Genomic DNA, 19,111 nt, shown 5'->3' with positions numbered 1-19,111 from the left:
CTCCTTGAATGTTTCGAGAATAGTAGTGAAAAAAAGTGGCAAAAAAATGTGGCTGAGATGAAAAAGAGAAATTAATTCTTCTTTTTAAGTTAATAGAGCACCAAAAGTGCGTGGGCACTCTGCCCAAGTGTACCTAGTGTTAACGTAGTCTTTAGAGCTTTACTTTAAAGACGTGTCAAGAGTTCAATAGGTTAATGATGTTTGATTTTGATCGTAAAGAGTGCACCATGCTCTGTATTTTTAACCGTTACGATGCCGTTCATATTGTTTTCGATGATCATCTTGGTCATATAAAGCCCGATGCCCGTACCTTGCTTAGCGTGTTTGGTCGTAAAATACGGCTCAAAAATGCGCTCCAAATGCTCTTTTGAAATGCCGCCACCGTTGTCTTCGATCTTGATCAGCGTATACTTTTCACCATTTTTTACGCTCATGTGAATGAACGGATTTTCAATCTGCCTATCAGTGAGAACATCTTTGGCATTGGAGAGAATATTCAAAAGTGCTTGGGCAAATTCATTGGGATAACCCAACACTTTGATCGATTCAGTTGCCTCAAACAAAAACTCAATGGAGTGGTAACGTAAGGAGGCTTGGATGATGGAGCTTGCACGCTCGCACGCATCATTGATCTCAAAAATCTCTTTGTCTTTGGAGGGTTTGAAAAAGTTTTGAAAGTCACTGATCGTATTAGACATGTACGCGGTGATGCGGTTGCACTCTTCGATCTTCTCCGTTAAAAAGGCTTCATTAAAGTCATCAAAATGCTGTCTGACTTGGATGATCATCAAAAGCGCGTTGATTTCGCCTAGAGGTTGTCTCCATTGATGCGCGATATTGCCGATCATATTGCCCATGGCGGCGAGTTTGCTTTGCTGAATCAGTAGCTGTTCTTGACGGGTGCGCTCATTGATCTCTTGCTGAATGCGTAGCTCCAAATTATTAAGCATCTCATTCATTACGGCTTTGAGCAGATTGAGCTGATCAGAATTGCCCGAAGCCACGAGTCTGCGATCCAAATTGCCCAGTTTGAGATCTTCGACGACATTGGTCGCATCTTCGATGAGTTTGCTATCTTGTTCAAGATTGGCTTGAATGATCTCAATGTTCTGATTGATCTGGCGTGCCATGTCGCCTAGTTCATCTTTGTTGGTCAGCGGAATGTGAATGCGCGTCGCCTCTTCGGTGGAGGGCGACTTCAAGTAGTCAAAAAATTCTCGAAGACCTCGTCTTACATGTAAAATCGAATCGACAATATTTTTAGCAATAAAAAAGCCAAACATAAAGGTCAACAGCACAATAATAATCAACCAAATGGCAATAAAATAGCGCGAATTGATCGCTTCACGATTGGCTTTAGAATACGTTTCAGACGAATGGGTGAGCTCGTTTTGTTGCAACACTTCAAGCGAATCCATAAGCGTGTAAAACTGGTCACGCTCCGCTGTGTTAGCATTGATAAACGCGCCCTCTTCAAAATCCTCTTTGAGATAAGCTTGATTGGCTAAGATCAATCCGACGTAGTTTTTCCATTGGGAATACACTTGTGCTGGAAGCTTGCTAAACGGTGTTTCCATTTGAAGGTGCATCTCATTGATTTTTTGAAGAATGTCTTTGCGCAAGTCTTCATTGGGCGCCATAATGAGTGAGAGCGATTGTTCGCGAAGCTTAAACAGCGGCAAAATGTAACTCTGCTGAATCGTCTGAACCCGCTTGGAGCCTTCAAAGACATTGTTGACATTGACCACACCTTTGTTGGTAATGTCAAAGGCTAAAAAGGAGAGCGTGACAATCGCACAAATGCCCAAAGATGCCATCAGAAAAAATTTATAGCGCATGGAAAGATACTTAATCATATTCAAACCTTAATGGTAACATGGGCGCTTCGCGCTCTTTTGGATACGTGGCATTGCCTCTGATCGACCAGTGATATTTGGTCAATTTTGCCTTCCACAGAGGCATCAGTAAAACCGATGAGGGCTCATAAGAAACCTCTTTATTGACCGCTAAAACAATGTTTGGAGAGGGAACAAAGAGCATATACGCCTTCTCATACGCCCGTTTGACAATTTTTGAAACCACCTCATCAAAGGCAGGACTTTGAAATTCGACATCGAAAAAATGCTCGATGTACTCTTGCATCAGATCGTCTTTATCAATCGCCGACCATTTATCGGAGATGCGATACGCAAAAAAGGCTGTCCAAGGGTTATGACTGCTCCAATCATCATTGCCCCATGTCAAAATATCCCATTTTTTAGGCGATTCTCTATTGGTGAGCAGCTGCTCGTAGATCTCTTTTTCATTGGGCGTGGTCGTGTAATGCAGGGTTACACCGTACCTTTTAAGCTGATACTCGATGCCTCGCCACAAAAACATAAAACGATCCATCGTGATAACATCAAGTTCCAATCCATTTAAAATCTTTTTAAGTTCCTTTTCCTCTTCAGGGTTTTGGCGCGCACGCTCACCCCATGTTGGAAGACTCTTCGTTGCTCGTTTAACGGAGCGATAATTGACTGAAGCTTCGGTGGGAGCAAGTTCGCCCTCTTTTTTATAGACAAAATTGAGTAAGTTGGCTTGGTTGAGCGCTTTATTGAGCGCGATGCGTACGTTTTGATCTTGGAGTTTGCTGTTAGGTTTGAGCATATTAAAATAGATCGAAATGCTATGCGTTGAAGGTTTGGTGTAGAGCCTTGCGTATTTGGAAAGCACGGTTTCTACTTTTTTGTTGAACGGAATGGGCGTAATGTCTAAACGCTCCTCCTCCAACGCCATTGAGACTGATTGATTGGAGGTTAGTTCGGTATAAATCGTCACATTTTCAATATACGGCAAGCCCGCTTCATAATAATTCGGATTGGCTTTGAGCTCTAAAATAGGCGTTTGAAACCGCCCTGTCGCGTACCCTTGCTTTAAAATATACGGTCCCAAACCATACGGACCAGGGGCTTGCATACTATTACATGTAGAACCCTCTTTCGTACTCCAGCCGTAGCGTTTGAGGTAGGCAGATGTGTAAAGATTGATAGAAGTGAGGTCGCTAAAAAGCAGTCCGTAGGGTTTGTGCAGATGAATGCGAATGGTATGCTCATCGACCTTGGTTACGTCCTTGAGTCGTTTATGAATGTCCGAATAGACCACGGGGTCTTTCATAAAATAGGCAAAGTTTTCCACCACAGAGTCCGCATTAAACGGTGTTCCATCTTGAAATAGAACCCCTTTTCGCAAGGAAAATTCATAGGTAAGATCGTCTATCTTCGCATACGATGTTGCCATCATATACTCCCACCCTTCATGGTTGCCACTGGAGCGAACCAGTGTGCCATTGACCAGTTTTGAGACGTACAAATAAGGCATGGTGGGTAAAAAAACTTTGATGTGAGAGCCTGCCACACGCTCGTTGATGAGCACGGAAGCGGTATCGTCACTGCGGTAGTAAAAGGGGTTTTTCCACTCCTGTGCATTGCTAAAGCTTACCCAAAAAAGCAGTAAAAAAACGAGTCTAGCACATTTCAAATCGGTATCCAACCCCTGATAAATTGGTAATAAAATCTTTCGGTAACTTCTTGCGTAAATTTCGCACCAATGAGCGAAGCGCACTATCGGTCATCACGTCATCTTGCCAAACATGGGCTTGCAACTCATCGTAGGTGACGATGCGCTGTTTATTGTGCAGCAGTAATTCCAAAAATCCCGCCTCTTTTTTATTGAGATGTATCGTCTCGCCTTCATACGTCAACAGCTTATGATCGACATCGTACGAGTAGCCACAGGGAAGTTCATAGACAATTGTATGCGTTTGGGAAATGCGTTTTAAACAGCGTGCGAGGGCTTCTAAAAGACCGTTGAGATTGACCGGTTTGATGATGTACTGCTCTAAGTGCAGATCAACCACTTTGAGCAGATACTCTCTATCGGTATGTGCCGAGATGATGACCAGTGGCGTCTCTTCATCGGTTTTACGAATCTCTCGTACCAGATCCACGCCGTTCATCACGGGCATTAAAATATCGGTCAGGACAATGTCGGGTTTTTCGCTTTTATAGAGCTCTAAAGCAATTTTGCCATTCTCCGCTTCGATGACCTCTTTGGTGTAGTAGCGAAGCGATGCCGCAATGTTTTTACGGATACCCTCTTCATCTTCGGCATAGAGAATGGTGAGCGTCTTCAATCGTTCCAAAAAAAGTTTATCCACGTTTGATGCTCCTTATCATTTCGGTTTCTTTGCGGTAAAACGAATCTTTGTATTTGCAAGACTTGCAACCAAAATACCGCCTCAGCTTCCCTTATACATCAGGTTCACACGAACCGACAGCTCATAGACTCCCTCACGTAAGGGCTTAATGCTCGTTTTGGGGTACCATCCTTGCACTTCAGGTTCACTTTGGGGTGATGTGAGCGTATCGATAAAGACACTCACCATGTAGCCGGAGGGAAGTTCTGGCTTTTCGAGCTGTATTATAACGAAGTTTTCTTCGCCCACCACGTAGTTTTTGGGCTCGATAATGACAACGTTTTGATGGGAAAGCTCTTCAAAACGCGGATCTCCAAAACTACAGGTGCTTGGGGCAGGCTGCCCCCAAGCGAGTGAAAGAAAAACACCACAAAGACTTACAATCCATCGTAGTGTTGTTTTCATATGATTATCCTTTTGGAAGTCTGTAAACCTCTTTGGGCATGGATGGATGAATAAACCGTGTTGTCGGTTTCGTCTCCGCGTTGATCGCATAGTCAATGCCAATGGGTGAAGCATTCGCATACTCTTTATACTTTGGATCGTGAAGATCAATGATAGCAATAGCGCCTACAGGGCAAGACTGAACACACGCCGTTGTTTTACCATCGGCTTGCCTTTCCCAACACATACTGCATTTCTCGGCTTGTCCCATCTTTTCATTGAACTTTGAAGCGCCAAACGGGCACGCTTTAACGCATCCTCCACACCCAATACAGATCGTTTGGTCATGTTTACAAATACCTGTTTCAGGGTCTTTCGTATGTGCGCCCACAGGACAAATCGCCACACAGGCTGGGTTTTCACAATGGTTACATGCCAATGAAAAGTAGAATCGCTCCATCGGCATCTCAGCCTTGGGTGCTTTTTGGTACGAAACTAAGGTGGGCAAGATATTGTTATTATCGATATGATACTCCTCTGCCCCGATCTCACGCACCTTGCGCCACAAAATCCCTTTATCTTGATGATACTGATTTTTACAGGCCATTGCACACGTATTACATCCTAGACAGATACTGCCATCGACTAAAAAAGCTTTTTGCATCACAATCTCCTGTTATAGTTTTCTAAAGTTGACAAAGGTATCGTGCAGTGCAACACCCGGCGCACCTGTCTTAAACGCACCCATGTCGGAACTCGTGTCATCGACCAATTCATTGACATTGTAAATGTTGTTGTTATACCACTGTTCGTACATCAAAACGGTTCCAGATTGAACATTGTCGGTGAGTTTGGCTTTGAGCCTTAAGAGTCCTTGTTTGTTAAAGACCGCTACTGTGTCGCCCTCTTTGACCATTTTGGCTTCCGCATCTTCAGGGTTGATGTACACGTAAGGTTCAGGATGCACGTCTTCCATCCACTCCAAGTTTTGGAACTGTGAGTGCAAACTCCATCTGGTGTGAGGCGAAGTCATACGGAATTTATCGTAGGGTTTGCGCACTTCAAGGTACGTCGGTAATGCGCTTCCGAAAAGCTCCAACGCTTTGTCCGAATAGAACTCAAACTTACCACTTGGTGTTTTAAACTTGCCATCGGCAAACGGAATGACCGCTTTGGCTTTGACCGGTCCATGTTTAAGCTCTTCCCATGACTTGATTCCAAATTGCTCGTAAATACCAGGATTAAACTCTTTGACCATCATCGCTTTGGTATCGACACTTTGAGGGAAGGTACATGAACCAGCTTGAAGTTGATTCATCCGTTTGGAAAGCATCGCTGCGATTTCAAGGTCTGATTTGACTTCAAAAAGTGGTTTGATCGCTTGCTCATTCAGGGTTAACCAATAATGCCAGTACGAAACGTTCACATCGTACTCTTCAAACTGAGTCGTCACAGGAAGCACGATGTCTGCCCATTTCGCTGTTTCATTAAAGAACTGGTCAGCGACCACCACAAGATCCAGTTGTTGGAAAGCACGAATCAGTTGATTGCGGTCAAAATCTTGTGCAAAAGGATTTTTGCATGCCACCCAAAGAAGTCTTACTTTTGGCTCTTTCGCGTTAATCAGTTCACGCGCGGTTTTGTTGATGTTCAAGAAACGATCCGTATACGCCGCTTTTTCACCACCTACTTGTGCAAACTCACCCTTAGCACCTTCAGGACCCGTGTAACCGACACTGCCTTCTGGTTTTGGCTGGCTCAGCGCAGCGTAGTTAAAGCCCCATGTGTTAAGGTGTCCATAACGAGCCCCACCTGCGTATTTGCCGATGTTTCCAGACACAGCTACGAAGGCGTCAATCGCGCGGATCATTGAACCGCCATTGGTGTGACGTTGCATGCCATACCCCATCCAAATCGTCGCAGGTTTCGCTTTGGCAAACGATAAAGCCAACTCTTTGATCATCGCTAAAGGAATGCCTGTGATTTTGGAAACGTTATCTAATTTGATCTCTTTATCAAGATACGCTTTGTACTCTTTGTACCCTTTTGAGTTGGCATCAAGCCATTTTTGATCGTGCAATCCTGCATCAATGATGATCTTCGCCATACCAAGGGCCAAAAGACCATCCGTTCCCGTTTTGATCTGAATGTATTGACTCGCTTTGGAAGCGGCTTCCGTGAAAACAGGATCGATGACAACAACTTTTGCCCCTTTTTTCTTCGCTTCATAGATGTATTTCATCGAGTGAATGGAGTTACTCGCAGGATTGACACCCCAGAGAATGATAAATTTACTGTCTTTCATCTCTTCAGGATCGTTACACCACATATCGCCCATATCGAGATTTTGCGCGTCAATGCCTGCTGGCCAACACGGTGTGCCTGCAAGCCTTGTTGTATAGCCAATCGAGTTAAACATCCCCTCAATGCCATAGTGCGTGATGCCAAAATTACCTGAGTATTTTGTCAGCGCTGCCCCTAAAAGCGTGCCATCCTCTTTTTTTATCTCCAGTAATTTTTTAGCGATAATATCCATCGCGGTGTCCCAAGAGATGCGTTTCCAGTTACCTGAGCCTTTGCCACCCACTTGCATCATCGGGTATTTTAGACGACGTGCTGAGTAAACACGCTTAACGTACGAATTGCCCTTAACACAACAGCCACCTCTGGTGTATGTCGATTCCGTTGCGCCCTCGATAAACTGCATCACGCCATCTTTAACGTAGGTTTTGATGCTACAGGTGTCATAACAGTTTCTAGGACAGGCGTTGCGGAACGTTTGGTAACTTTTCTCGCCTAGGTACGGTATTTTAGTATTAAGATCTTCATTGGCTTGGAGAATGCCTCCGGGGAATGAAGACAACACACCACTGGCTGCAAGCCCTTTTAAAAAACTTCTTCGGCTGATGCCATTGTTCACAATGGACTCAACGTTTTCCTTTGAGTAACTCATGCGGTAACTCCTTGTGTAGTAGTTTCTCTTATCAATAACGATTTGAGCTGTAATAAAATAAAAATCATGGCCTTGGAGTCATGCTCACTTTGCTCTAAGGCGCGTTCAATGAAGCGTGGCACCCAAAGACTCAAGTGTTCATGTAAAAAATAGTGACGAAGCTCACGTAAGTAAGCGATCTCTTTAGCCTCTTCAAGATAGAGTAGTTGGTAATACGCATCTAACTCAACACCCAAATGATCATCGGGAATGATGTTTTTAAGCGGATTTGTAAAGCCCATCGTTTCGTACAATTCCCTTACATGTAAGGTACTTTTTGACATCACCACATCAGGATCGTCGATGTAAATGGAAGCAAACGGATCGGCGATGGGCTCCATGGGGCCTACAAAATAACGATTGAACTGTACTTCCAAATCCTCTTCCGAAATTTCAATGGAAGCATTCAGTGCATCAAACGCAGCTTTAAGCTCTTTGGAATTTTGAGCATTAAAGATGTCCCGAAGGTGTTTAACGTCGTCTAGTCTTGAAGTTGTTTGCATCTTAAACTCTTTTTTTAATTTAATTTTTTAACCAACTAGAGAAATGGTAAAGCAAAAAAAGAGCAAAAAAATCGCAAAAGGGGTTTTACATGTAAAAATAACCACCCTCTTTTCTTGAGGCTTTACATGTAAAGCGTTCTTTTAATTTTCTTCCAATGCAAATTCTCTATAATACGGCATAAAATAATAAATAGAGGATATAGATTTGATAACTAAAATAGATATGAACTCACCCGAATTTAGAGCAGAACTAGAGAAAACAGAAGCATTTACCGATAAAGTCTGTGCACAATTTGGCTTTGATTATACCCCACTCACCGAAGTCAAAGAGTCCATACAGCAAGGCTTAACACGCAATAAACTGATCTATGGCAAACGCTACTGTCCCTGTTTTATGGTCATCGGAAACACGCCTGAAGAGCAAGCCAAAGCAGGCAACCGTTTATGCCCCTGTACACCTGCCCTCACCATCGAAATTCCCCAAAAAGGCCAATGCCATTGCACGATCTTCTGCACCCCTGAACATGCGCGCGAACTTGCCCAAGAAGAGAGCATGGAAGAAGCCGCCCATACCCATTCAAGAGGCTTAAGCAAAGAAGAGTGCGAAGTGTTGATGAAAAAAGACCAACTCGATGGCAGTGAACTTGAAGCGCTTTTAGACGCCAGAGCACAAGGCTGCGTGACATTCAACCTTGTCGACACACGCGAATGGATGGAGTGGATCAGCAACCGTATCAAAGGCACCGACTTTTTGATCCCCACAACCAGTTTTCACACCGCCCTCTCCCAACTGAGCGGACAAGAGCATATTCCTGCCATCTTGTACTGCTACAGCGGAAGCAGAAGTGCCTACTGTCAACGCATTTTAAAACACATGGGCTACAAAACCGTCCTCAATTTGGAATATGGCATTATGGCGTACGATGGAGAATGCGAGAGCGGAGAGTAAGTGAAGGTTTAAAGGTTTTAATATTTTTTTGTTAACTAAAAATTCTCAGAAAAATTTTGAAATGTATTGGATACAACCAGTGTTGCCTTCGACGATATTTCATTAAAATGCTTTTTAGCGCAATGGATTTTTGCTTCTTCTGTATCTCTCAAATCATCGCTAAATAAGCTTCCTTTACTCTCCACTACAAAGTAAAGTTTTTCTTCATTGTCTTTTTCTATAAGCACCGCCCAATCTGGGTTGTAGCCTCCAAGAGGGGTATTGATTTTAAACCATGAGGGCAGTTTTGTAAAGAGTTTGACATTTTCATTTTCATTGAAAGATTTGGCAAAACTTTTTTCAATGTCAGAATCATAAACTGTGTAGTCATAAATGGATTTATTTTCTCTATTTTTATACATGTTAGAAGATAAATAGCCATAAAGCTCTTTATCTTCAAAGCACTCTTGTGCATAGTAGAAGGCATCACCAATTTTATGGTATTTGATACCATCTACGATAAAAATGCTCATAGTTTTGCGAATAATCGCGATAACCCCATCAATGAACTTTTGTGGGTTGTTTTTGAAACTCTCTATCTTTTCACTTTGAATAAGAATATCGACAATATTTTTACGTGTGAGTTTGGTTTCATTCTGAAGATAGGTGACAATATCTGGCAATTGATATTGAATGACTTTTACATCATGGGGAGTTATGCTAATACTATTTTCATCAACTTCAATACCCACACGCGTGATTTTATTTTTGGCTTTTGAATAGATATATTTGATTTTACCACACGTGAGCTCATTAGCTATCTTTTTCGCACATGTATCGACTAATGCTTCCACATCAAAATCAACTCGATAGGTCGTTTTGTATTTGATTTCATTCCAAAGTGCTTGAAAATCTTCACCCAATAAAATTTGTTTATGAAGCGTGACCAATTTTTTATCAGAAGCATCTTTGATATTAAGACCACCAGCCACTTTTTTGATGGATTGGATGATATTTTCTTGTATAGAAGCAAATTCTTCTGGTACTTTGAAAGTATTCTCTTTTAATGCAATTTTGAGTGTATCTTGGATTTTACCTTGGGTATTAATATAGCCTTTATCAAGCAAAAAGTGAAGCAATGCTTCACTTTTTTCAAAGCCTAAATAGTGAATTTCTCCGACATCATTTTTGGTAGATAAGTTGGCAAAGAAATGTTCTTGAATGACACCAAATTTGATGCCCTCTTCGCTTTCAATCTCTGATTGTAGGCTTTTAGCAAACTCTTCATAACTTTCATTTGCCATAACCGTAAGTGTATTATTCTCAAATCCATAGACACGTTCACCCTCTTGATTAACACAAATCCTCAGCCCTCGTCCTATTTCTTGTCGTTTTTTCATTGCTGAATTGGTTTCATTAAGTGTACAGATTTGAAAGACATTTGGGTTATCCCATCCCTCTTTGAGCGCACTATGTGAAAAGATAAAACGAAGTGAACTTTCAAAAGAGAGTAACTTCTCTTTATCTTTCATAATAAGATTGAAAGTATCTTCATCATCGGCATTATTGCCAGTACTCTCTTTTAAAATACCTTTTTTATCTTTTGAAAAATAACCATTGTGGATTTTTTCTACTTCTGTATCTAAATCCTTAATACTATTAAACACGTCTGCATAATCTTTTTGTTTTATAATCTGCTTATATTCTTCTTCAAACCATTGGGCATATTTACCTTTTTGAGGATTGCCTTCGCTGTCATATTCACGGTAATTTGCCACTCTATCAATAAAAAAGAGTGAAAGAACTTTGATGCCTTGAGGGTTGAGAAATTTTTCTTTTTCAAAATGCTCTTTAATGGTTTTTTGTATTTGAAGTCGCTTAATGCTATCGCCATCAAGTTCACCAAGGGATTCACCCATATGAACAATCGCTCCATTCAAAAATTTTATAGATTCCTTACCTTTTTCGATGTAAATGTCATTTACCGTAAAATTATTATAAAGTCCTCTTCCATTAGAAAGTTCATACAAGTCTTGACCATTTTTTACAGTAACAACTTTACGAACAGTTTTTCCACTTTGATTGACATCAATCTCAATTTGCGCACTTCTTGGGCTTGCTTTAACACTCAAAAGTTTGACATAAGCATTATTGGCTGATTCACTTAGCCTGACATTAGCAACTTCGATTTGTTTGACCAATTTTTTATCATACGCATCAATGCTATCAAGCTTGTACATCAAATTGTAAGCGTTGATATGTGTTGCGCTGTATCGTAACCTACACAAAGGATTAAGGGTTTTAATCGCTTCTTGAGCTTTGGGTGTGTTATCAACACTTTGAGGCTCATCAATGATAACGATAGGATTGGTCGAAGAGATAAATTCTATGGGCTTTAAGCCACTTAGTCTATCGTTATTTCTATGAATAATATTGGCTTTGGTGTCCTTGCTTGGATCGGTGAAACTTTTTCTGAACGCATCAATGTTGATGACCATAATGCGTATATCGTTACTGGTAGCAAAGTCTCTTACTTGCTCTAAATTGGAGCTATCATAGATAAAATAGTCATAATTGACATTATCAAAGATGGCTTTAAAATGCTCATTGGTAATATCAAGGGTCTTTTTTGTACCTTCTTTGATGGCGATAGAAGGCACAACGATGATAAATTTAGTAAAACCATACTTGCGATTGAGTTCAAAAATGGTTTTGAGATAAACATAGGTTTTACCCGTTCCTGTCTCCATCTCCACTGAAAAGTCCATACTTTCAAGTTTTTTAGAAGCCCCAAGCCCATTGCGTAGTTGAATTTTTTGGATGTTTTCCAAAAGTTCTTCATCAAGGAGTTCAAGTCTATTACCAATTCCTAGTTCATTGTGAATGCTGTGTAAAATATTATCGGTCATTTTTGAAACAGAAAAATTGCTTTGACACACCTCTTGCCCCTCAAAAATATCGACAATAGCACTTATGGCTTGGTCTTGGTATTCTAAATTACTTTCAAATTGTATTTTCATTTTATCATCTCCCAATGTCCACCTTTAGCACTTCCTACTCTTTGGATTACGTTTTGTGCTTTTAATGTTTTAATATGTTTTTCAATAGCAGTTGTACTGATATTAAGTTTAGAGGCAAGGGCTGTTGTGGAAATTCTTGGATTATTTTGTATGAGAAGTATTATATTTTGTTGTGTATCACCCAACCCATCACCCAACCCATCACCCAACCCATCAGATGATCTTTTCGCTTTATTAAAATAAAACTCAACCCATAAGCCATTTTGCCACTTAAACTGTGGAGTAATGCCATTGAATTTTTTAGATTCATCGATAATTTTCTCTATGCCTCTTCCCCATGATTCGATATAACCAGCTAAGAAAAAAGGATACGCAATAGCAGGATTATGTGGCTCAGAAGAATGCTTTTGCAAAAGTGTCTCTACAGTCCAGTGTGGTGGTAAATCTCCAGCATTCCAGATTAGTAATTTATCATCATAAACACTTATCTGTATGGTATGCCCCGAGCCGTAATCTTTATGTACCACTGCATTAATAAGCGCTTCTCTAAAAGCCTGTTCAGATACTGGGAAACTCTCAACTCTTTGAACACCTTCATAAGTTATGAGTGCTTTCAGGTATTTTGTAAAGATAAGCTCCATAGTTTTATCGACTTGCTCAAACAGATTGCCTTCGATTACATCTTGATAGACCAAATCGCTGTCTGACTTAAAATAGCCTATCTTTATGATGCTTCCAGTGACATATTTTTGAGGAACTTTAGCAAAAAGAAGTGTTGTGGCACGCTTCAGATAATCACCTTCTTTGAGATGTAGTTTATCGACAAGCACTTCATCGCTCACGTTTAAAAGTTCAGCATCGATTCGCTTCTTTTTCTCTGCTTTTTGGCGAAAAAGTTTAAATGCAAATGGATCTAAATCATCATAACCAAAATAAGGCACGGGTACGCCATCCCACTTTTTGCCTTGACGAGAGAGCAAAAATTTATCAAGTGCGGCACCTTTTAGCTCTTGCGTGCTACTTCCACTTCTGTAGTAGTATGAGCCTTTATAGCTTATAGGGTATGGATATTTATCTGTGATGATTTCAAGATACTCTTTGTCTTCTTTTACATGTAAGTTGACATCTGCCATGATGCCCAAAATATCTTTTATCTTATTTGGTATATCTTCGAGAAGTTTTTTTGCATTTTCTATACCAATAATTTCACCCTCATCATTGACCCCAATATAAAGTTTTCCACCATCGCTATTACCAAATGCACTGATCCATTTGATATATTCATCTCTCCAAGATTGTTTAAATTCTATGTTTTGGGATTCGTTAATGTGTAAATTCATTTTTTATTCTCTTCATTATTATTTTCTTGTATCTTTTCTGTTTTGCCATCAATGCAACTTTGAAAAAAACTAACTCACCAAAGTTTCATACCCATCACACACTCACAACTTCGTCAATGCCGAATTGTTTCAAAATTTGATAAGCGTTGGTTTTAACCACCGCATCTTTGAAGCTTGCATCTTTGAAGACTACTCGCATAATTTCGCTTTGGTAGTGTTCTTTTAGTTTGGCTATGGCTTCGACGGTTGGGATGGTGATGTCATTGTCTAAGCAAGCAACCAAGGCACCATAGCCTATGATAAATACTTTTTTGTCATTCATTTCTTTTTCTTCGATAGGGAGTGTTAGGTCAAGTCCGTATTTTAAAAGGATTTCGTAGAGTAAATCTTCACTGCTTCTATCGCTTTTGATGTTTTCGACTGCATCAAGAAGGCTTCCTTCGACATTTTTAAAGTTGCTATCCCATGCTTTGATATTTGAGCTATCGAGTTTAAGGACTTTAAAGCCTATATCGAGGTTTGACAAATCTTTATTGCAATTTTCAGCGATGATTTTTTCTCCCGCTCTTCGTATGCGTTCTTTACCTATTTCGCAAATTGTTGAATATTCTTTATTGTCTGTCGTTTCGGGTAATTGCACCATGATAAATTTGCGATTGCCTTCATCTTCTGAATTAAGTTGCATCACTGCATGAGCTGTTGTTGCAGAGCCACTAAAAAAGTCAAGAACAACATCATTGGGAAAAATTGACAATATATGCTTAATTAACTCAATAGACTTTGCAAAATCAAATGGTATTTTATTTGATTTTAACCATTTTGTTGAAGATTGTGAGTCAAAAAACATTGTCGATTTTGGAAGTTGAGACATATAATCTTTTAAATATCTCTTTGGTCGTGGTATTCCTGTTTCATCTTCTCCAAAGGAAAACAGACCTTCATTTAGCATTCTTTGAATTTCTTCGTCTTTATAACGCCATCCTCCATTTGGTTTCGTGCATTTTTTATTTGTTACGGGATGATATATTTCAGTTATCATATTGCCATTTGAAACGCCTCCTGGATTATCTGTTTGATAAATACCATTCTCATCAGCAAAAGTATAGTGATCTAAATCGTAAAATCTTGGATATTTAACCAATTCTAATAATTCATTATGAATTTCTTCTTCTGTAAGACCTCTTTTAACCAATTGCATAGCTCTACTATAATATTCATCGACATTATTTTTCTTCACTTTCCATTCTTCGTTTATGCATATTTTACTTTTTGCATAACATAACATATACTCATGGGATATGGAAAAAAGTTTAGCGTTATTTTTTGAAGAGTTTGACGCTACAGAAATTTCAGCTACAAAGTTGTCTTCTCCAAAAATTTCATCACACACTTTTCTCAAATTTGCCACTTCATTATCATCAATTGAGATAAAAATAACGCCATCGTCTTTCAAAAGATTGCGAGCGAGTTTAAGGCGTGGATACATCATAGAGAGCCAGTCACTGTGGTAGCGTCCATTTGTGTCGCTATTGGTCGAGAGTTTGTTGCCTTCGCTATCGACTTGCCCTGTGATTTCGAGGTAGTTTTTGATATTGTCGTGAAAGTTATCTTTATAGACAAAGTCTTTGCCTGTGTTGTATGGTGGGTCGATGTAGATCATCTTGACTTGTTTGTAGTAGGACTTTTGAAGAAGCTTTAAGACTTCAAGATTGTCGCCCTCGATGTAGAGATTTTGCGTGGTATCCCATTTTTTGCTCTCTTCACGACATGGTCTTAGTGTTCCCGTGCTTGGTGTTTGGGCTATCTTTTTAGCTTCACTTTTACCCGCCCATGTGAAGTTGTAGCGCTCAGCATCATTACATGTAAAGGTTCCAAGTTCCTCTTCAAGCTTTTTAAAATCTATCTTGCCTTCACTGAAAACTTCTGGGAATAGCTCTTTTAGTTTTTCTATGTTTTCAGCGAGAATGTCTTTTGATGTGCCATTTAGTTGTTGCATAGGTCGTGTCCTTTTTTATTTGTCTTTCTTTTTGATACAATACGCTTTCTATCCCTTAGGGGCTCTCCCATCTTTTGGTGGGAGTTACTTTGTGTTATTTTATCTTTTATATCTTTTTCAATTTTTTTTGTTATAATGTCAACATAATTTCCTTCGGGACGCCCCTTAGTAACTCTAAGGGGAGAAAATCTACATTCCTAATAAAACTTTTATCTTTCCCTTGATATTTTCAAAATCTTCTTCACTTATCATTCCTAACCTATTTTCAAGTCTCTTTGCGTCAAATAACCTACTTTGAACAATCAAGGCGTTGCTTGTTTCATCTAAAAAAGTAAAATTATAAAAGAAACTTCCCTCTTTGATTTGTGTAGATAGGGGCACTCCAAAAAACATATTTTTTGAATATTTTTTAACGATGAGTACGGGTCTGGAAAATGACCCACCTTTGCCATTTTGCTCATAGCCAATATTTTCACCTATACTTGCCCAGTACACTTCTCTTTCTTTGGGAATGACAAACTCTTCTTTCTCATCAAGGTCTTTTTTAAGGTCATTCCACTCATCAAATCTTTTCATCTTATAAACTCTCTTTTAATTTTTCTATTTTGTCGTTCATTTTTTTTATCTCAATGTTTAACGCTACTTTGGCATTGAAAGCGGTCTCTTTTTTGAGTTTGCTTTTGAGTTCATTTATCTTTACATGTAAGGCTTGTATCTCTTTGAGTGATGCTTCGGTTGTCTCTTTTACATGTAAATTACCGCTAAATTTTGAGGCATTGAGCGCTAAAAGTTTATCTAAATAGCTCTTATAAAACGCATACAAATCTGTAAAAGGGTGTTCTTTTACATGTAAGCTTTCTAAAAACTCTTTTTCAATGGATGAAAGACTTTCAAGATTGAGCCAAGGGGTAAAATATTCCTCTTCCACAAAGAGTTTTGTGCTATCTGATTTGTTGATGCGCTTGTTGGAAAGGCTTAGGCAGCAAGACTCTTTACATGTAAAGATAACGATCAGTGGGTATGGAATGTATTGGATGATTTTGGAGAGAGTTTTGAGCTTGTCTTGCGAGGTGATTTCGACACTTACAAAAGCTACTTCGGTATAGTCTATTTCTTCGTTTGAAAAGGGTGGAATGTTGATAGTATTTTGATTGAGAAGGCAGTCTAAGGTGATGCTTTGCACATACTCACTTAGTACCTTTCGCTCATGAATGTTTAAAGAGAAGTTTTCGATGAATTGCTTTTTGTAAAGCTTTTTATCGATATAACAGCTCTTAGGTAAAGCAAAATACTCTAAAACACTTTTGCTCATTCAATCACCAAGTAAGAGATAAGTTCAAACTCCTCTTTGGCTGCAAAACTGTGTGCGGTGATGTTTGTGCCACCACGCACAAATAAAGAGTCTAAGCCCACTTCTTCTTTTTTACCGACGATGCTTTCAATGGCACTTTCTAATTGCGATACATAAAAACTCATATCGTTGTAATGTTTCGTTTTAGCTTCAAAAAGTGCGATAGCTTCTTGACTTATGAACAACGATGATGACACCATCACCGTTCGTGGCGAGTTTAGTACAGGAGAGCTCGCTTCGGGCGCACTCATTAAGGTGGAGTCACTCCTCAGTGGAAATGTATTGTTTCAACAACGCTTGCCAGAATCGAGTGAACTCGTCATCGCCATTCCCAAAGAGCCCTACCAAGTCGTACTCGATGGCGGTCCTGGGCACAGTGTGGTTAAAGAAGGCATCGCGCCTTTGGGAGGATTTCCTGCAGATGTACAAACGAAAGCAACCACGGGTGGAAAACTTTCGCGAGCCCAAAATGGCAATGGCGAGTGGGATATGGCAACCGTTACGATGTTTTCCATCGCTGTGCTTTTGTTTGCTTTGACGCTTTATTTTAGCTCACGAAACACACGGCTGCTTCTTTTGCAGATGAAGCAAAATTGAAAATATAGTGAAGTAAACCACGTTTACATGTAAGCTTACATGTAAACGTGGTTGAAAGTTAAACGTTAAATCTAAAGTGCATCACATCGCCATCTTGAACGATGTACTCTTTGCCTTCTAGTCGCATTTTGCCTGCCTCTTTTGAGCCAGCTTCGCCTTTGTAGGCGATAAAATCGTTGTAACCAATGACTTCTGCGCGGATAAATCCTTTTTCAAAATCGTTGTGAATCACCGCCGCCGCTTTTGGGGCTTTCCAGCCTTTTTCAATCGTCCACGCGCGAACCTCTTTAACGCCTGCGGTGAAGTACGATGCAAGACCTAATTTGTCAAATGCTAGACGAATGATCTGCTTCAGACCTGATTCTTCGATGCCAAGCTCTTTTAAGAACTCTTCGGCTTCTTCCTCTTCAAGGGCGATCATCTCTTCTTCGACTTTCGCACACAACACAACCACGTCCGCACCGACCTCTTTGGCGTGTGCTTTCACCGCTTTGACGTGTTCGTTCTCTTCTAACAGCCCTGCTTCATCAACGTTTGCGCCGTAAATGATCGTTTTGTTAGAGAGAAAACGTAGCTCTTTATCAAGCGCTTGGAAGTTTTCATCGTCTTTGCGAGGAAAGGTACTCACCGGTTTGATGTCATCAAGGTGTGCACGAAGCTCCGTAGCAACTTCTGCCATCGCTTGTGCGCCCTTTTCAAGTTTGGCTTGACGTTTGAGACGGTCTAGCTTTTTATCGAGTTGTTGAACGTCCGCAAAAATAAGCTCGCTCTCGATAATCTCGATGTCACGAAGCGGGTTGATGCTGTTTTCAACGTGCGTGATGTTCTCATCTTCAAAACAACGTACCATGTGTAAAATGACTTCGACTTCGCGAATGTTGGACAAAAATTGATTGCCAAGCCCCTCGCCTGCACTTGCACCTTTAACCAAACCCGCGATGTCGACAAAATCGACCGTTGAGTGCTGAATGCGCTCAGGATTGACGATCTTTGCAAGCTCTTCGAGTCTTGGATCAGGTACTGGAACAACAGCCTTATTGGGTTCTATTGTACAAAAAGGATAGTTTGCAGATTCTGCATTTTGCGCTTTGGTGAGCGCATTAAACGTGGTTGATTTTCCGACATTGGGGAGTCCTACGATACCGACACCTAAACCCATGGATATTGCCTTTATATTTTTTAAAGGTATTGTACCGCGTATGCGCTTAAGGCTCCTCTAAAAGAGTGTGTCGCTTAATATCTCATTCGCGATCTCATCGGCGGAACGTTTCTGTTCCTGTGCCAATTTTTCGAGTTTTTCAACCAAATCGCTTTGCAAATAGATAACCGCTCTGCTGATCTTCTCTTCCTGTGTTTTGCGCTCATCGTATGCTTTTTGCATGATGACTTTTGTCGCGTCATCAATCGGAGCACGAAGGGATTTGTACTCCACTAACACGCCCTCTTTGTAGACGCCTGAGACTTCGGCATAGACCCAATAATAACCGCCATCTTTACGTAAGTTTTTGACATAACCTCTCCACATTTGACCATAGCTCAAACTCTGCCAAAGGGTTTGAAAGATCGAACGAGGCATATCGGGATGGCGCACGATGTTATGCGGTTTTCCGATGAGTTCATCCACTTCATAGCCTGAAATCTGCGCAAATGTCTCATTGGCGTAGGTTATGTTCCCCTGTAAATCCGTACGCGAAACGATGAGTTCATCACTGGGCACACACGTTTCAACAAACATCTGATAGGTCGTTTGCATGGCAGCTCCT

At 40.4% G+C, this 19,111-nt stretch carries 17 protein-coding genes; 2 read left to right on the top strand and 15 right to left on the bottom strand.

What is annotated here, in order from left to right; all coding sequences use genetic code 11:
• Positions 1–191 precede the first annotated feature (191 nt).
• From JU57_RS02865 to JU57_RS02835, 7 genes are all read right to left on the bottom strand, one after another.
• Positions 192–1,856 (bottom strand): HAMP domain-containing sensor histidine kinase, encoded by a 1,665-nt coding sequence (locus JU57_RS02865; protein WP_051906522.1) that lies wholly within the window; start codon positions 1,854–1,856, stop codon positions 192–194.
• The gene (locus JU57_RS02860) at positions 1,849–3,519 is read right to left on the bottom strand and encodes an ABC transporter substrate-binding protein (RefSeq protein WP_037956704.1); all 1,671 of its coding nucleotides are present in this window, start codon (positions 3,517–3,519) and stop codon (positions 1,849–1,851) included. Before JU57_RS02860 ends, JU57_RS02865 begins: the two co-directional genes overlap by 8 nt.
• Complete coding sequence (locus JU57_RS02855) at positions 3,506–4,198, bottom strand: response regulator transcription factor (protein WP_037956702.1); 693 nt, start codon at positions 4,196–4,198, stop codon at positions 3,506–3,508. Before JU57_RS02855 ends, JU57_RS02860 begins: the two co-directional genes overlap by 14 nt.
• 81 nt (positions 4,199–4,279) lie before the next feature.
• A complete protein-coding gene (locus tag JU57_RS02850; protein ID WP_037956699.1) occupies positions 4,280–4,642 on the bottom strand; it encodes a hypothetical protein in 363 nt (120 codons plus the stop codon).
• A gap of 4 nt (positions 4,643–4,646) precedes the next feature.
• Positions 4,647–5,285, bottom strand: coding sequence for a 4Fe-4S dicluster domain-containing protein (locus JU57_RS02845; protein ID WP_037956697.1), 639 nt, complete (start codon positions 5,283–5,285; stop codon positions 4,647–4,649).
• Positions 5,286–5,297: 12 nt separating this feature from the next.
• Entirely contained in the window at positions 5,298–7,574 is a 2,277-nt protein-coding gene (locus tag JU57_RS02840; protein ID WP_294875499.1) for a molybdopterin-dependent oxidoreductase, read from the bottom strand.
• The gene (locus JU57_RS02835; protein ID WP_037956695.1) at positions 7,571–8,116 is read right to left on the bottom strand and encodes a molecular chaperone TorD family protein; all 546 of its coding nucleotides are present in this window, start codon (positions 8,114–8,116) and stop codon (positions 7,571–7,573) included. Before JU57_RS02835 ends, JU57_RS02840 begins: the two co-directional genes overlap by 4 nt.
• Before the next feature lie 205 nt (positions 8,117–8,321).
• On the opposite strand from JU57_RS02835, the gene JU57_RS02830 reads away from it, so the two are divergent.
• On the top strand, positions 8,322–9,065 hold the full coding sequence (locus JU57_RS02830) for a ferredoxin-thioredoxin reductase catalytic domain-containing protein (RefSeq protein WP_037956693.1): 744 nt from the start codon (positions 8,322–8,324) through the stop codon (positions 9,063–9,065).
• A 35-nt stretch (positions 9,066–9,100) separates the two neighbouring features.
• Here JU57_RS02830 and JU57_RS02825 read toward each other — a convergent pair whose 3' ends face one another.
• The 6 genes from JU57_RS02825 to JU57_RS02800 all read right to left on the bottom strand — a co-directional run bounded on the left by JU57_RS02825 (position 9,101) and on the right by JU57_RS02800 (position 16,936).
• Positions 9,101–12,064 carry a DEAD/DEAH box helicase family protein gene (locus tag JU57_RS02825; protein WP_037956899.1) on the bottom strand — a complete coding sequence of 988 codons (2,964 nt, stop codon included), beginning with the start codon at positions 12,062–12,064 and terminating at the stop codon, positions 9,101–9,103.
• The gene (locus tag JU57_RS02820) at positions 12,061–13,404 is read right to left on the bottom strand and encodes an ATP-binding protein (protein WP_037956691.1); all 1,344 of its coding nucleotides are present in this window, start codon (positions 13,402–13,404) and stop codon (positions 12,061–12,063) included. Before JU57_RS02820 ends, JU57_RS02825 begins: the two co-directional genes overlap by 4 nt.
• A 94-nt stretch (positions 13,405–13,498) precedes the next feature.
• The gene (locus JU57_RS02815; protein ID WP_037956689.1) at positions 13,499–15,400 is read right to left on the bottom strand and encodes a site-specific DNA-methyltransferase; all 1,902 of its coding nucleotides are present in this window, start codon (positions 15,398–15,400) and stop codon (positions 13,499–13,501) included.
• A gap of 189 nt (positions 15,401–15,589) precedes the next feature.
• Complete coding sequence (locus tag JU57_RS02810; RefSeq protein WP_037956688.1) at positions 15,590–15,976, bottom strand: type II toxin-antitoxin system PemK/MazF family toxin; 387 nt, start codon at positions 15,974–15,976, stop codon at positions 15,590–15,592.
• Between the two features lies 1 nt (position 15,977).
• On the bottom strand, positions 15,978–16,712 hold the full coding sequence (locus tag JU57_RS02805) for a DUF4391 domain-containing protein (RefSeq protein ID WP_037956685.1): 735 nt from the start codon (positions 16,710–16,712) through the stop codon (positions 15,978–15,980).
• Positions 16,709–16,936 (bottom strand): hypothetical protein, encoded by a 228-nt coding sequence (locus JU57_RS02800; RefSeq protein WP_037956683.1) that lies wholly within the window; start codon positions 16,934–16,936, stop codon positions 16,709–16,711. The genes JU57_RS02805 and JU57_RS02800 overlap by 4 nt, the downstream gene beginning before the upstream one ends.
• Here JU57_RS02800 and JU57_RS02795 point away from each other — a divergent pair.
• Positions 16,929–17,348, top strand: a complete 420-nt coding sequence (locus JU57_RS02795) for a hypothetical protein (protein ID WP_051906519.1) — start codon at positions 16,929–16,931, stop codon at positions 17,346–17,348. The genes JU57_RS02800 and JU57_RS02795 overlap by 8 nt on opposite strands.
• A gap of 58 nt (positions 17,349–17,406) precedes the next feature.
• Here the strand turns inward: JU57_RS02795 and ychF are convergent, their stop codons facing one another.
• Both ychF and JU57_RS02785 read right to left on the bottom strand, forming a co-directional pair.
• Positions 17,407–18,507, bottom strand: coding sequence for a redox-regulated ATPase YchF (ychF, locus tag JU57_RS02790; RefSeq protein ID WP_037956681.1), 1,101 nt, complete (start codon positions 18,505–18,507; stop codon positions 17,407–17,409).
• A gap of 57 nt (positions 18,508–18,564) precedes the next feature.
• Positions 18,565–19,101, bottom strand: a complete 537-nt coding sequence (locus tag JU57_RS02785) for a PAS domain-containing protein (RefSeq protein WP_037956678.1) — start codon at positions 19,099–19,101, stop codon at positions 18,565–18,567.
• Positions 19,102–19,111: the final 10 nt, after the last annotated feature.

The organism is Sulfurospirillum sp. SCADC, from assembly GCF_000743525.1.
In the GTDB taxonomy this organism is placed as follows: Bacteria; Campylobacterota; Campylobacteria; order Campylobacterales; family Sulfurospirillaceae; genus Sulfurospirillum.
This window is presented reverse-complemented; position numbering and strand designations above follow the sequence as displayed.

Bases quoted from the DNA above. Each gene is read 5' to 3' on its own strand.
- JU57_RS02825 (WP_037956899.1), bottom strand. From the start codon at position 12,064: ATGAAAATACAATTTGAAAGTAATTTAGAATACCAAGACCAAGCCATA.
- JU57_RS02820 (WP_037956691.1), bottom strand. From the start codon at position 13,404: ATGAATTTACACATTAACGAATCCCAAAACATAGAATTTAAACAATCT.
- JU57_RS02850 (WP_037956699.1), bottom strand. From the start codon at position 4,642: ATGAAAACAACACTACGATGGATTGTAAGTCTTTGTGGTGTTTTTCTT.
- JU57_RS02835 (WP_037956695.1), bottom strand. From the start codon at position 8,116: ATGCAAACAACTTCAAGACTAGACGACGTTAAACACCTTCGGGACATC.
- JU57_RS02815 (WP_037956689.1), bottom strand. From the start codon at position 15,400: ATGCAACAACTAAATGGCACATCAAAAGACATTCTCGCTGAAAACATA.
- JU57_RS02840 (WP_294875499.1), bottom strand. From the start codon at position 7,574: ATGAGTTACTCAAAGGAAAACGTTGAGTCCATTGTGAACAATGGCATC.
- JU57_RS02845 (WP_037956697.1), bottom strand. From the start codon at position 5,285: ATGCAAAAAGCTTTTTTAGTCGATGGCAGTATCTGTCTAGGATGTAAT.
- JU57_RS02810 (WP_037956688.1), bottom strand. From the start codon at position 15,976: ATGAAAAGATTTGATGAGTGGAATGACCTTAAAAAAGACCTTGATGAG.
- JU57_RS02805 (WP_037956685.1), bottom strand. From the start codon at position 16,712: ATGAGCAAAAGTGTTTTAGAGTATTTTGCTTTACCTAAGAGCTGTTAT.
- JU57_RS02865 (WP_051906522.1), bottom strand. From the start codon at position 1,856: ATGATTAAGTATCTTTCCATGCGCTATAAATTTTTTCTGATGGCATCT.
- JU57_RS02785 (WP_037956678.1), bottom strand. From the start codon at position 19,101: ATGCAAACGACCTATCAGATGTTTGTTGAAACGTGTGTGCCCAGTGAT.
- ychF (WP_037956681.1), bottom strand. From the start codon at position 18,507: ATGGGTTTAGGTGTCGGTATCGTAGGACTCCCCAATGTCGGAAAATCA.
- JU57_RS02795 (WP_051906519.1), top strand. From the start codon at position 16,929: ATGAACAACGATGATGACACCATCACCGTTCGTGGCGAGTTTAGTACA.